The sequence below is a fragment of the Desulfosarcina sp. genome, from assembly GCF_041551955.1.
In the GTDB taxonomy this organism is placed as follows: domain Bacteria; phylum Desulfobacterota; class Desulfobacteria; order Desulfobacterales; family Desulfosarcinaceae; genus Desulfosarcina.
Genome location: NZ_JBFELV010000103.1, coordinates 1 through 13,346 on the forward strand (window position 1 = coordinate 1; position 13,346 = coordinate 13,346).

10 protein-coding genes and 1 pseudogene are annotated in these 13,346 nt (G+C 58.3%); 3 read left to right on the forward strand and 8 right to left on the reverse strand.

Annotated elements, in window-relative coordinates:
- Positions 1-569 (forward strand): annotated as a pseudogene (locus tag ABYV26_RS10040) (hypothetical protein); the annotation flags it as partial.
- 639 nt (positions 570-1,208) lie between these two features.
- Positions 1,209-1,544: a hypothetical protein gene (locus tag ABYV26_RS10045; protein ID WP_372680596.1), complete on the forward strand. Its 336-nt coding sequence runs from the start codon at positions 1,209-1,211 to the stop codon at positions 1,542-1,544.
- Positions 1,545-1,712: 168 nt separating this feature from the next.
- On the opposite strand, the gene ABYV26_RS10050 is transcribed toward ABYV26_RS10045, so the two are convergent.
- The 7 genes from ABYV26_RS10050 to ABYV26_RS10080 form a co-directional block, all read right to left on the reverse strand.
- The gene (locus tag ABYV26_RS10050) at positions 1,713-3,086 is read right to left on the reverse strand and encodes a VWA domain-containing protein (protein ID WP_372680598.1); all 1,374 of its coding nucleotides are present in this window, start codon (positions 3,084-3,086) and stop codon (positions 1,713-1,715) included.
- 9 nt (positions 3,087-3,095) lie between these two features.
- Positions 3,096-4,010, reverse strand: coding sequence for an AAA family ATPase (locus ABYV26_RS10055; protein ID WP_372680600.1), 915 nt, complete (start codon positions 4,008-4,010; stop codon positions 3,096-3,098).
- 90 nt (positions 4,011-4,100) lie between these two features.
- Complete coding sequence (locus ABYV26_RS10060) at positions 4,101-5,543, reverse strand: diadenylate cyclase (protein ID WP_372680602.1); 1,443 nt, start codon at positions 5,541-5,543, stop codon at positions 4,101-4,103.
- Positions 5,544-5,548: 5 nt separating this feature from the next.
- Positions 5,549-5,971, reverse strand: a complete 423-nt coding sequence (locus ABYV26_RS10065; protein WP_372680604.1) for a DUF2914 domain-containing protein — start codon at positions 5,969-5,971, stop codon at positions 5,549-5,551.
- A 186-nt stretch (positions 5,972-6,157) separates the two neighbouring features.
- Positions 6,158-6,316 carry a hypothetical protein gene (locus ABYV26_RS10070; protein ID WP_372680606.1) on the reverse strand — a complete coding sequence of 53 codons (159 nt, stop codon included), beginning with the start codon at positions 6,314-6,316 and terminating at the stop codon, positions 6,158-6,160.
- Between the two features lie 282 nt (positions 6,317-6,598).
- The gene (locus ABYV26_RS10075) at positions 6,599-7,858 is read right to left on the reverse strand and encodes a hypothetical protein (protein WP_372680608.1); all 1,260 of its coding nucleotides are present in this window, start codon (positions 7,856-7,858) and stop codon (positions 6,599-6,601) included.
- On the reverse strand, positions 7,855-10,920 hold the full coding sequence (locus ABYV26_RS10080) for a PEP/pyruvate-binding domain-containing protein (RefSeq protein WP_372680610.1): 3,066 nt from the start codon (positions 10,918-10,920) through the stop codon (positions 7,855-7,857). The genes ABYV26_RS10075 and ABYV26_RS10080 overlap by 4 nt, the downstream gene beginning before the upstream one ends.
- Positions 10,921-11,118: 198 nt before the next feature.
- Here ABYV26_RS10080 and ABYV26_RS10085 point away from each other — a divergent pair, with 198 nt between their 5' ends.
- Entirely contained in the window at positions 11,119-12,447 is a 1,329-nt protein-coding gene (locus ABYV26_RS10085) for an MFS transporter (RefSeq protein WP_372680612.1), read from the forward strand.
- Between the two features lie 263 nt (positions 12,448-12,710).
- On the opposite strand, the gene ABYV26_RS10090 is transcribed toward ABYV26_RS10085, so the two are convergent.
- The coding region (locus ABYV26_RS10090; RefSeq protein ID WP_372680614.1) for a glycerophosphodiester phosphodiesterase at positions 12,711-13,346 on the reverse strand (636 nt) is incomplete at its 5' end.

Below are 13,346 nucleotides of genomic sequence, written 5' to 3' on the forward strand. Positions count from 1 at the left end.
CCGAGGACATGGAGGCGGTGGCGACCCAGCTGCAGGTTCGGACTCAGAACCGTCAACAGACGCGCAGTAAGACGGAGGACACCGAGCTGGCCGTACAGACCATGCAGACCACACGAACCATGGCGAGGTTGGGCGTTCACTCTTCCGAGGTTTCCGAGACCCTCTGCCAGGCGCTGCAGAACCGATATACCCACCAGGAGATGAAGCAACTGCGTCAACAGATGGCCAAACAGTCCCACCAGGCCTCGGCCCGGCAGACTGCCAGTCGACATGCCGGTTCCATCGGCAAGGGCGGCAATAGCGGTAATTCAGGTTCCGGCGGTTCGGGCAGCGGCGGCTCTGGCGGCGGTTCGGGTGGATCGGGCGGCGGTTCCGGTGGATCGGGCGGTGGATCGGGCGGCGGATCGGGCGGTGGATCGGGCGGCGGATCGGGCGGCGGATCGGGCGGCGGATCGGGCGGCGGATCGGGCGGCGGTTCGGGCGGCGGTTCGGGCGGCGGTTCAGGCGGCGGTTCAGGTGGCGGTTCAGGTGGCGGTTCCGGTGGATCGGGCGGCGGCGGATCCAAATAGAAATCAGAATTTCTGACTCAATCTAATCCCTTTTACTTAGTTTCAATCTGACAAGGAACCTATCGTCGAGAAAGGATGGTTCCCCTGCGTCCGAATAAAACCATCCAAAAATGAGATGCCTGAGATAGGTTCTACTAAGGTAGTGCCCATGACTACCCACTTTACCCGCAGCGAGGACAACGGTAGACGTCGAAGTTGGATGGATCGCCGGCAGTTTACATACGCCGCTCATATTCCGGAAAGAAGGGTCCGTTCGGACAGGCGTTCCAAAAAAGAAAGAAGAAGCCTCGGCAAACCGTCTAAACCCAGAAGACATTTAAATTCCTGGGAATCCGGCCGAATCATCATTTTTTCCGACTTGAAGGCAAGAGCGTGAAGGCGGCGCGGTGTCTGGATCCAAACCCCATGCAGACACGGCGCTGCTCTTTTGCGGCCAAGTCGTCATGAATACGGCTGAAAAACGATATACTCACTGTTTCCTGTTTGTTCTTCCGTCCCTCACTGACGGGCCTTCCCACACATACGAATCCGGTCTCCGAATCTTTTTGATTTTTCCAACGCATAACAGGGACAACAGGCCTTCCGCGTTCAACGGAAGACCATGTCAACGAAAACCCACAGCCGATAAAGGAGATGCCCATGAGAACCGTTTACTATTTACTTTCAATCGGTTTGCTGTTGGCGACCGTATCGGCGTTTGCCCACCATGGCGCCGGGGGAATCGTCGATGAAGAGATCTATGCAATGATCGACGACATGGTGGCGGACACGCCCCACGCCGAACTGGACGTCGACGATTCGCAAGCGGGCATGGTCGAGACAACCATCACCACGCGAACCGCAAGATCCCTTGAGAGCATGATGTCAGACGGTTTGCTGACCCATATTTCTCTGCTCGATGGTGATGTCGCCGTCAGCATAGAATTCGACGATCGCGGCGGCGCCACCCTGACGGTGACGCAAACCCTCGAATAAGCCGGCATGCAATGTCATCAGATCGGCGTGGCCTTAAGATTAAAAAATAAATCTGTCCATTTCCTCCAATGGTCTGCCAGACACTAAAAACCGTGGCCGTTTGTTTAATGGGTCGTGTCGGAAATGACAACATGTCGTGCAGCCATTCACCGTGGCTGTTATTGCTGGTCACAACACCAGGTTCTTGACGAATGCGGAGAGCTGATTCAGATTGCGGCAGGGCCAGACTTCATTGCAGATGGGTTGATAGGTCCGCATCTCGCTGTCCCCCGAATACCAGAACGGTTCCGTTTCCGGGTTGAGCCAGACCAGGCGGCGGCAGCGCTCGCGGATCTCCTCGAGTATCCGGCCTTCGGGGTTGGCGTAGTTGGATCGGCCGTCGCCGATGACGATGACCGTGGTCTTCTTGTTGACGGCGTCCAGATGGTGCCGGCGAAACCGGCGCAGGGTCAACCCGTAATCCGTGGATGCGCCGTAATTGATCCCGGCTTCGGTGAGCACTTTTTCAATGGCCCGGTCAACGCCGTGGTTGTCGAAGAACCGGGTCACCTCGACGACCTCGGCCACAAACACAAAACTCCTCACGCGGTCGAAGCACGCCTGCAGTGAATAGAGGATGTTGAGCATGAAGCGCGCCGACGACCAGACCGATCCAGACATGTCGCACAACACCACCAGCCGTGCTTTGCGCGGAGGCTTTTTCTTCAGGACGATCTCCAGCGGCACACCTTGATAACGGGCGGCGCGGCGCAGGGTTTTTTTGACATCCATGACGCCCCGGCTCCTGGCGGCATCGCGCTGACCCACTGTATCCTTGAGCTTTCTCACCAGCCTGTTGATGGCCTCGCGCAGCCGGATGGCCTCGGACGGAGAGAGGGCGTTGAAGGCAAGGTCCCCCAGCGGTTTTTTTCGGTCGTCACCGGTCGCATGCTTGCGGATGACGGGCGTTTCGGTGACCGCTTCACGAGTGAGCAGGTCGCGGGCGACCGTGATGCGCCGTTTCAGGTGCCGCTGGACCTGCCGACGGGTTTCCCAGTGAATCTCATCCCGATGGTCGGCCAAAAAGCGATCCACCAGCTCGGCCGCACGATTGAGGCCACGAAGCACCGGGAACCGGCGCACCAGTGCGCCCAGGTTGCTTCCCAGTCCCTGGCGATGGCTGTCACCTTCGGTCTGGAGCTGCTGGAGCAGCTGCAGATAAGGCGCTGGATCACCGGCGATGAAATCGGCAATTGCCGCCAGCTCGGGATGGTGGTCAGCAGCCGCCTTGATGCTGTCTTGGATGGCATCCCTGTGCACCGCCAGGGAGTCGGCGTCGGCCGCGTCCTCATGGACCTGCAGTTCATGAAAAAAGAGACGGTAAAGGTGGTCGAACCGGCGCTGTTCGCGGCGGCTTTTGGCGAAGTTGGCCCTCAGGACGGCATACACCTGTTTTTCGTCGAGCATGTCCACCAGGCGGACCTGGGCCAGGCAGTCCATCACCTCTGCGGTGGAGACCCGCAGCTCGGCGGCCCGGGCGCAGGCAACGAATTGTAGAATCAAGTTTACCATTCAACCAAAATTGGCGAGCTGCTCGGCCTGATCCCTGACCTGGCGGGCGTCCTCTCTGTGCTTGCAGATGACGTTCAGCGTGTCGGCCACCACCCGGGGGGAGAGGGTTTCCACCTGCAGGGCAACCAGGGCGTGCGCCCAGTCCAAGGTTTCAGAAATGCTGGGAATTTTCTTGAGATCCAGCTTGCGGATGCGGGCCATGGCGTCCACCATCTGGTTGGCCAGGGCGTCGGCCAGGGCGGGTATTTTCCTGCGGACGATGGCCAACTCCATCGACGCATCCGGATAATCGATGTACAGGTGCAGGCAGCGTCGTTTGAGCGCGTCGCTCATGTCCCGGTAGCTGTTGGAGGTGAGCACCACGAAGGGAATATGAACGGCCTTCAGGGTGCCCAGTTCGGGAACCGTAACCTGGTGGTCGCTGAGCACCTCCAGCAGAAAGGCCTCGAACTCCGGATCGGATTTGTCGACTTCGTCGACCAGCAGCACCACCGGTCCATCGGATCGGATGGCTTTCAGCAGGGGGCGGGGCAGCATGAACCGCTCGGAGAAAAACGCGTCCTCCTGGCCGGCGATGCGGTCCACCGCGTCGGAAAGGCTGGCTGCCCCTGACACCACGTCACCGATTTTGTCTTTGACCATCTGGGTATAGAGCAGCTGCTTGGCGTATTCCCATTCATACAGGGCCTTGGCTTCGTCCAGTCCCTCGTAGCACTGGAGCCGAATCATCTCCCGGTCGAGGCTTCGGGACACGGCCTTGGCCAGTTCGGTCTTTCCCACCCCTGCAGGCCCTTCCACCAGAATCGGTTTTTGGGTGCGGGCGGCCAGAAAAACGACCGTGGCTATTTCACGGGTGCAGATGTAGCCTGCCGTTTCCAGCATGGTGCGGGTGTCGGCGACACTGGTAAATGACATGATTTGCCTGCTTTTTGTCCAATCGATGGCAGTTGCGGGTCAGCACCCCCGACATCCGGGCCAGGGAACTGATCAGGGCGGTTGCGGGTGTCAGGATGAGGCCGCCTGGCGCCGCTTGACCTTATAGATCACGTCAACGCGGTTTCTGACGCCATTTTCCAGCTTCAACGACGAGGGCTGAAGCACGAAACTCACCGTTGCGGTGCCGCCGGTGGTGATGCCTTCGAGGGGGATTTTTTCGGTATATATGGTCTGAATGTTCCTGAGCATCAGGCTGCCGCCCACCACCTTGACGTTGTCCGGGACCATGCGGACATCTTCCATGATCAGCCCCTTGGCCAGCTTGCCGGTCCAGGTCACTTGAACCGGAAGGGTTTTTTCAACCGGCAGATCCAGGGTGACCTCCAGCGCCTGGGGATCCACTTTTTTGAGCTGAATTCCCGGCGGCAGGGTGATGCTGTCCCGGGCGATGGGGACCTGATTGCTTCCGGCAACTGCGTTGGCCAGGCTGAGTTTGACTTTCACTTGTTCGGGACGCACGGATTTGATCAGCGTACCGGAGCCGCTGAGCTGCAGCCTGACGCTGCTGGCCGATGCGGCAAAAATCTCCATCTTGGGGTCCCGGTTCATGAATTCCACGGGAACCTCCAGGGACACCAGGGTCTCGAAACCGCGGGCAAAGCTGAACCAGATGCCAGTGATGCTGGCCAGACAGATCATGGCGGCGATACCCAGCTCAACCGTGTGGCGTTTCAGGCCATTGGTGGGGGTCACCTCGCCGGTATGTTCGCGCAAAACCCTGTCGAGCTCAATATTATCTTTGATATGGATGATCGATTCGTCTTTGAACACGGTCACATGGCCGCGCTCTTCGGAAACCACGATTACCACGGCATCAGTCAGCTCGGTCAGTCCGGCGGCGGCGCGATGCCGGGTGCCGAAGTAGGCCGGCAGATCGGTTTTTTTAGAGAGGGGCAAAATCGTGGCGACTTCCACGATTTGGTCCCCCTGCACGATCGTGGCGCCGTCGTGCACCGGTGTGCCATGCCAAAAAATGCTGAGCAGCATTTCTCGAGAGAGCTTGCCCTGCCAGGGGATGCCGCTTTGCACCACCGTTTCGATGCCTTTTTGCAGCGGCAGGACGATCAGCGCGCCCAGTTTGCGGCGGGCCAGCTCGTAGACACTTTCCACGATAATGTCCACTGGGGTTTGGACTTGAGGCTGGGGAAACCCCCAGAAAAATGATTTGAAATCGCGGGTTTGCAGCACGCTGGCAATTTCGTTGCGAAACACGATGATGACGATCAGAGCGGCGGCGGCGATGATGCCCTGCATGGCCCAGCTGGTGACGATCAGGCCCATGTTGACCGCCAGGCGCTCGATCATCCAGAGCATGGCAATGGCCATGATCATCCGGATCACATTGGTGCCCCGGAAAAGGACGTAGAGCCTGAATAGGATATAGCTGTTGAGCAGGATGTCAACGATGTCCTGCCAGCGCAGCCCGGTGTGAAATGGAATCAACGGGTCCATGGGGGTCAATCCGTTATGCTGAAGCGCAGGGTGCGCATGAGATTGTCGTTTTCATCGGTTACCTCGACCCGCCAGGGTCCCTTGTCCGATTCCCTGAGCTGCACGCTGGTGAACGAAGACCAGCGGGGCGGGTTGATGGTCAACCTCTTTTCTGTGACCAGGATGTCATTTTGATACCATTTATGGTGAATGGTGGTTTTTTCGGGAACCGGATCGAATTCCGTAAAACACGATACCCGCCCCAGGTATATGGAAAAAACGACGGCCGGATTGGCGGGTGCGTATTCCTGAATGGCCTCGCACATAACCGCTTTGGCCAGCGTCAGTGTGGTCGGCGCCTTTGCATCCTGGCCCCACACCGCCTCCGACGGGACAATGATCATGGTTATGAAAACGATCCAGCCTATTTTGCTGATCTTATTTTTCATGGGCCCCACAGTAGCGCAATCACTTTTTTTTTCAAGAAGAAAACAAGATCAGCCGCCGATTGCACAACACCCCCCCATCCCCTTAGGAGGGTTTTGGATATTTTCCGAGTTCATCGAGGCTTAAGCGGTGATGATGGGTGGCGATGCTGATGAAAATGGTTCCGGAACCGGAAAGGCGGGCCTGCTTTAAAGGGGTTCTCTTTTGCGGAGCAGATCGGCCAGAGACCGCTGGATCAGTATCTGCTGAATAGACTCCTTGTCGCGCATTTTTCGAAGGGTCTCTACATCCACCAACCACCCGAAACCCAGATCATCGAAAAAGACGATTTCCTTTTTTTTCTCCATGGACAGCGCTCCTTTTACTGGTGTCATCGAGTCGGTGTATGCGCACGAAGGGCTAATGTCGCTTCGCCGGCATCGTGATTCGTTGATTCAGGTATCGCCGTTTTTCCGATTTCCTTTAGCAGGCTGTTGTAAAACGCCATGAGCGCAGGCAAGACAAGGCAAAATTTGGCGAAAAAGCGGAGTCGATGAGTGATAAAAAAGCGTTTGGAGCCGAATGATAATGCCGTATGGTCAAACGCAGTGGTTTTTCAACGGCCGGTTAGAAAAGAATCATGCCTTGGGTCATAGCAGGGGCGACGGTTTCGGTAGGCGGACGCTGGGTCCCAGGATCGGATCGGATGCGGCAGTGGATAATGCCGGCAGGATGGCATCGACGATGGCCTCGATGTCGTCGTCGATCTGTTGATACCGGATATCGTCGACGTCCAGGTAGATCCGTTTTTCGTGGGGATAAATATCGTTCTCAGGATCAATATGAATGGCGCGATATACATTTTTACCCAATAAAATCAATGTAAAATCTGCTTTCGGACATACATCTTCAATGACCCGGCCGGCGTTTCCCGGGTGGATGGCCATCGGCCTTTGCGGTGTGAAAAAAACAGGCAGTCGTTCGATCGGTGCGCTCGGGTCGGCGTCCAGGCGTTTTCTCGTCAGTTCGCCCAAAATGGCCTTCTTGAGATGATCCACGATCGTCTGATAGTCGGGGGAGGGAGTCACCGCCCCGGCCGATCCGGCTGATGAGTCGAACATCGGATTCATGGACGGCAGAATGGCGATGGTCACCGGTGACCGTTGCAGCGGTTTTCCCGATGGGCATGCCCACCGGCGGTAGTTGGCGGACTGGTCAGCCGACAGGGTGAAGGCGTCCTGCTCGACCGCACCGATTCTGCGCAAGGTGCTGACAAGCATCGGGTGCTCCATATAGCGCAAGAAGGCCGGTTCCGATTGAAATACCGCCTTGAGGAAGTTGAATTCCATGTCGTTGAGGTTCATGTCGGCCAGTTCCGCCTCCCGGGGATCACGACTGCCCGGGGTAAACAACCCTTTGCCGCGGATCATGGCCGCCAGGCCGACCTTCTCACCCCGGTAGAGTTTGTGGACCAGAAACAGGCGAGTGGCCATGAGTTCCGCACAGGGATAGAGGCTGTCATTGTCTCTTTTTCCCTTGAAAAGATTCAGGCGGCGGTCGTAGTGATACAGCACCTCGGAAAGGCCCAGTATGTTGGTGTCCAGCACCATCAGTTCCGCACGCAGGGGCACCGGGCCATCCATGCGTTTGGCCACCAGGTCGAAGTCCAGGGGGAGATTGAGCCCCCGGGTGGCCCAGGCCGAGCGTTGTGCCGGGTTGCCTGCCCGACCCAGCACCACTTCCATGAGGTAAGCCATGGTGTCACCGGCGATCTGCTCGGCATCGGTCAGTTCCGGCGCCTGGAACGCCGACGGTACGGGACGCTGGGGAGCCAACGGACTGCAGGCGGCGACGATCAGGGCGCTGACGACCGACAACAGCACCGGTAGCTTGAAAAGACGTTGCATCATTCGGTCGCGCATTCCTCCAGCAGGACGACGGCCCGCGAATGTCTGCCGTCGCATTTGAGAACCAGCGGTTGCTGCAGCCGGACATGGCATAGATGCGAGTTGGACAACACGCTCGTCAAGGCCTGCAGCCTGTCCCAACGAATGAAATCGCCGTTGCCTTCGGAGACCGTCAGGTAGGGGATTCCGTTGGCGGTGATGTGTTGAAAAAAGTGGGATCCATGGGATGGGTCGGCTTTCAGCCTGTCGTTGCGTATTTCCACCATTGCACCGACGCCATTGATGTCATGCCATTTTACCGGGATCCCCAGCCACCGGTCAAAGGACCCCCACCGTCCGGGACCCATCAGCAGGTAAGGTCGTTCTTGCTTGAGCAGGGTCTGGTTGACGGCGGCGATGGACTGGGCGATGGCCACCGTGTTGGCCGGGTCGAAGGTGTCGGGCCTGACAAAAACGATGTCGGCCATGGTCTGTTTGCGGCCATGGCCCAGGGCCTGGGTGGTGAAGCACAAGGCCTGGGCTGCATCCTCAGCGGTCACCTCCACGTCATGCAGATCCTCTCCGGCGGACATGGGCCGCATCTGGAGGATATTGAAGGTCCCCTTGTGACCGCTGTTGCCGGTCAGGTTGATGGAAAATTCGAACTCCACGGGGCAGCCCATTCCGTCCCGGCCCAAGACCAGCAGGTCCTTGAGCAGCCCGGGAAGTGGGAAGCTGTCGTATTTGAGTACCGGCGCAAAGGTGAGCACCCGGCTGCCGGAGCTGTGCACGCTGTCCCGGAGGCGGTTCTCCGCAGGCACGTAAGTTCCGGCCAAGCGCATCACCGGCGCTTCGGACGCGGCATCGTCCACGTGGCGCTTTTCCACATTGACGCCCCGTTCAAAGTAGAGGCCGTCCGGAACCCCCTCCATGCCCAGGGCCCAGAATTGACGCTGGGCGTTGGCCAGGATATCTTCCACCTTGGAAAACTGGGGCAGTACCTGGGGATATGACGGTGAAAAACGAAGCGACGCGTCCCCTTCCGGGATGCCCCGGCCAAATCCCATGACGATGCGGGCGACGCCGTCTTCCGCTTTCAGGGGCGCCACCGGATAGAAATTGTTGGATTGGGCGATGCCGGAGATGTCGGGGTAGAAAAACGTGCCATGCCGGCTGCCCACCAGATGTTGGATGATCACGGCCATCTGGTCTCTGCGGATCCGGTATGCGGTTCCGCTTAAGAAACGCCTCGGGTCCCGGAACCAGGTGGAGGCGTAAACCAGCTTCACGGCGGTCATCAACTGGTTACAGCGGATCGAAAAATCCGGGTGGTTATTGGGCACCATGTAGGTTTTATACAGGCCGGTGAACGGGTGGTTGTGAACATCCTCGAGCAGCCCCGAACTCCTGATGGACAAGGGCTGATGAACGGCTTCCAGGAATCGGTTCAACTGCTCCGCCAGCCAGGGGGGCATTTCTCCCCCGAGAAATGCCTTGGCGATCTGGTCGTCCGAATCGTTCGCCATGACTGACGGTTCAAGCCTGTTATGGGAGATAAAGGCGTCGAATCCTTCCGTGGTGATCACTAAGGTCTGAGGCACCTGGATGGTGACCTCCGGGTAGTGTTCTTGAAGGTGGGGCGACCGGCGCAGGAGGTTGGACACGAAAGCCAGCCCTCTGGCCTTTCCGCCTAAAGAGCCGTTGCCGATTTTAACGAAATCCGAGATCTCGGGGTCGTAGTCCTTGGAATTGAAATGCACCACCACCCCTTTTTGGCGCCATTTTCGAAGCGCGTGGATGTGGGCGATGATATACTGGCGGATGTCGTCGGCTCCGGAAAAATCGTCGGCCTTGGCCTCTCTCAAGCGCGAGGCCATGGCAATTTCACCGCGGGCCATGATCCAGTTGGAGAAACGGTTCCGGGTGGCATGGTAGAGCAGGGATTCATCGGGTACGCTCGGCAGGATCTCCTCTAAGGCCTTGAGATTGGCCGCCCGCGCGATCTCGCTGCCGTTGGGCCGCCTGAAGACAAAATCACCGAATCCGAGGGCTTCTAAAAAGAACTGGTGGATTTCGGTCAGCAGATCGCCACTGTTCTTGTCCAGAAAGGCAGCCGGCACCCGCTCGGCCAGCTGCTGGTTCTGGGGCTCGTTGCTGATGAGCAGAAGCGGCAGGTCGGGAATCGCCTGACGGACTTCACAAAGGAAGGTGTAGCCGGCATCGGCCGTGATTTTGCCGCCCTTGGGGTAACGGGTATCGGAGATGATGCCGAACAGGTAGTCGGCGTACTGCCGATACAAGGACATGGCCTGTTCATAGCTCTCGGCCACGAGAATCTTCGGGCGGGCGCGCATTTTGAGTAGACGGTGCTCCTGGTTCAAGCTCTCTTCAAGCACCTCCTGGGTCTGGTTGACGACCTCCTTGTAGATCAGCGGCAGAAAATAGGAGGTGTACAAGGGAGAGTCCTCCACCAGAATCATCACCCGCACCATCGCCTTCTGGGTGTCGGCGGCCACGTTGAGGCGGTCTTCCATGCTTTTGACGATCGCCAGCAGCAAGTCCGAATCCCCGGACCAGATGAAGGTCTGGTCGATGCCGGAGATGTCTTTCCCTTCCGGGGCCGGGTAGACCCCTTTGACACTGTGGGCCAGGAGCACCACCGGCAGGTCGGCGTGGGCGCGTTTGACCTGCTGGCCCAGGTCGAAAACGTCCATGTCGTCCAGGTGGGGCATGGCGATAACCAGGTGGAACTCCTTTTGGGCCAGCATGTCCATGGCCTGGGTGGCCGTGGTCGCCTGGGTGATCCGCGGTGGGCGGCTGAGGTTGAGCCCGCGGTATTCATTGATGATCTTGGACGCCAGGCTGCCGTCTTCCTCGAGGATATAGGCGTCGTAAGGGCTGGCCACCAGCAGGATCTCAAACACCTTGTTTGACATCAACTCGTGGAATACCTTAAAGTGCGTGTCAAAATCCTCATTTGGGAAGAATACCGGCAGGTGTGAGGCCTCGCTGTTCATATCCATCCGAATTAACCGTTTCAGGAGCGGGTACGGGGCATTGGGCGTTCGTTTTCGTTCAGGGTTCATGGGGCCACCGAAGACCTCGGCAAAGACGAACTTTATCGTCAACCGCTGAACCTGCGAACGCTTATCGACTTTCCTAACAGGATACGGTTGACGGCTCCTTTTTTCAAGTGAAAATGAGCGCCGTCATGGGAGGTAGCCCCGGTTCGTATGAGAATGCCACCCTATTTATGACCCGGGTCACGAAGGAGTGCGATCATCATGAAATCACGAAGAAAGGCCTTGTGGGGCTGGGCCCTTTACGACTGGGCCAATTCCGCTTTTGCCACTACGGTGATGTCCGGATTCTTCCCCGTTTTTTTCAAGCAGTACTGGAGTGCCGGCGTCGACGTCAATCTCAGCACGGCCCGTCTGGGACTGGGTAATGCCGCCGCCGGTCTGCTGGTGGCCCTGGCCGCACCGATCTTAGGCGCCGTTGCCGATCGGAGTTCTGCCCGCAAGCGCTTTTTAGCCCTGTTTGCCTACCTGGGGGTGCTGATGACGGCCGCCCTCTATTTCGTGGGGCAGGGGCAATGGGCTTTTGCGGTGGTGGTCTATGCCTTGGGTGTGATCGGTTTTTCCGGCGCCAATATATTTTACGATGCGCTGCTGCCGGAGGTCGCCGGGGAAAAGGACGTGGATTTCGTGTCGGGCTTCGGCTTTTCCCTGGGCTACCTGGGCGGTGGGCTGCTTTTTTTGATCAACGTGCTGATGGTGACCATGCCCCAGCGGTTTGGTCTGGCCGATGCGGGCCAGGCGGTGCGGATCGGCTTTTTAACTGTGGCCCTGTGGTGGGGCTTTTTCACCTTGTTCATCCTGTTCTGGGTGCCTGAAGGGCCAACAGCTGGGACGCGGCCCACCGCCGCCGGCCTCTGGTCAGGCGGGTTTGCCCAGCTCAAGCACACCTTCGGCCGCATGCGGCACATGAAGACCGTTCTGCTGTTTTTGTGTGCCTACTGGCTGTACATCGACGGTGTGGACACGATCATCCGCATGGCGGTGGATTACGGCATGAGCCTGGGTTTTGCCGCCAACGACCTTCTTTTGGCCCTTCTGATAACCCAGTTCGTGGGCTTTCCGGCGGCCCTGGTATTCGGCCGGCTGGGGCAGCGGTTGGGTCCGCGAAAAGGCATATACATCGCCATCGGCGTATACGTGGCGGCCACCTTCTGGGGAATCACCATGACCCGCCAGGAAGAATTCTACGTGCTGGCGGTGGTCATCGGCCTGGTGCAGGGGGGGATCCAGGCCCTTTCCCGTTCCTATTACTCCCGCCTGATCCCGGCGGACAAACCGGCAGAGTTCTTCGGCTTTTATAACATGCTGGGCAAATTCGCCGCCATCATCGGTCCGGTGCTGGTGGGCGGAGTGGGGCTGCTCATGCGCCGGATACTCATGCCGGCCGATCCCACGGCTGCGGATCTGGCCCAGGTGGGTGCCATGGCCGCCCGATGGAGCATGGCCTCGGTGCTGATTCTGTTTGCCGCCGGCGCCATTTTGCTCTATTTCGTCGATGAGGAGAAGGGTAGGGCGCAGGCGGCACTGCTTTAGCAGAAAAATAACAAAAACCAAAAATCAAATCACAAATAAATCACAATATCCACATTCGAAACTCCAAACGTTATCATCTCAAGTATATGGACGCTCCAAATATCGATGTGAGATACCCGCATGACAGTCGACGGCTGGTTTCGCCCCTATTCTGGACAATGGGATTTGGGATTTATTCGGAATTTGATCATTGTTATTTGTGATTTCCAGTTGAGGCGTGGATTCCAGCGACGGACGGTCAACTGACTTTCCCTCTTCCAGCATCAGGCTCGCCTGCAGATGGCCTGCATCTGCGCCGCCCGATTGGAAAAAATCCAATCCACACCGCGGGCGACCTCCCGAAACAGGCAGCGACGTGAATCGGCAAAGCCGGTTCCGACACCCTGACCCAGCCGATGATGACGGGCGATCACCCCAGGGGTCGCCAACAGGTAGTGGCCGGCGATGCCGCCCCATCGATATGCTGCCGCCATGCGACTGAAGCGGTCGATTCGTGTCCGGGCGATGGGCACAAAAGCCCCGGGTGGCAGAAAGGCAAAATAGCCGAACAGGGCAGGATGCAGGCCCATGAGGTGGAAATCTTTCCCGGGGGCAAGCGCTTCGAGCTGTTTTCGCAAACGGCGTGACTGAATCGCGGGGGCCGGATAGGGTTCGTTTTTGATTTCCATCATCAGGTGCAGCCGGCCACCGTAGCGGTCGATCACTTCTGACAGGGTCGGGATCGAAGGAAATCGTTTTTTAATGGTATCCAGGGCCATGTGGTCGATTCGCGCATCCGCATTGAACAGGCGCCGGGTGTCCGGGTCGTGAGAGACCACCGGCACCCGGTCGTGGGTCCAGCGCAGATCCAGTTCGATTCCCCAGACCCCGGCATCGACTGCCGCGTCGAACGCCGCCAG

Coding starts and splice junctions, on each gene's coding strand:
- ABYV26_RS10070 (WP_372680606.1), bottom strand. CDS start 6,316: ATGGAGAAAAAAAAGGAAATCGTCTTTTTCGATGATCTGGGTTTCGGG.
- ABYV26_RS10080 (WP_372680610.1), bottom strand. CDS start 10,920: ATGAACCCTGAACGAAAACGAACGCCCAATGCCCCGTACCCGCTCCTG.
- ABYV26_RS10060 (WP_372680602.1), bottom strand. CDS start 5,543: ATGGACCCGTTGATTCCATTTCACACCGGGCTGCGCTGGCAGGACATC.
- ABYV26_RS10045 (WP_372680596.1), top strand. CDS start 1,209: ATGAGAACCGTTTACTATTTACTTTCAATCGGTTTGCTGTTGGCGACC.
- ABYV26_RS10085 (WP_372680612.1), top strand. CDS start 11,119: ATGAAATCACGAAGAAAGGCCTTGTGGGGCTGGGCCCTTTACGACTGG.
- ABYV26_RS10065 (WP_372680604.1), bottom strand. CDS start 5,971: ATGAAAAATAAGATCAGCAAAATAGGCTGGATCGTTTTCATAACCATG.
- ABYV26_RS10075 (WP_372680608.1), bottom strand. CDS start 7,858: ATGATGCAACGTCTTTTCAAGCTACCGGTGCTGTTGTCGGTCGTCAGC.
- ABYV26_RS10055 (WP_372680600.1), bottom strand. CDS start 4,010: ATGTCATTTACCAGTGTCGCCGACACCCGCACCATGCTGGAAACGGCA.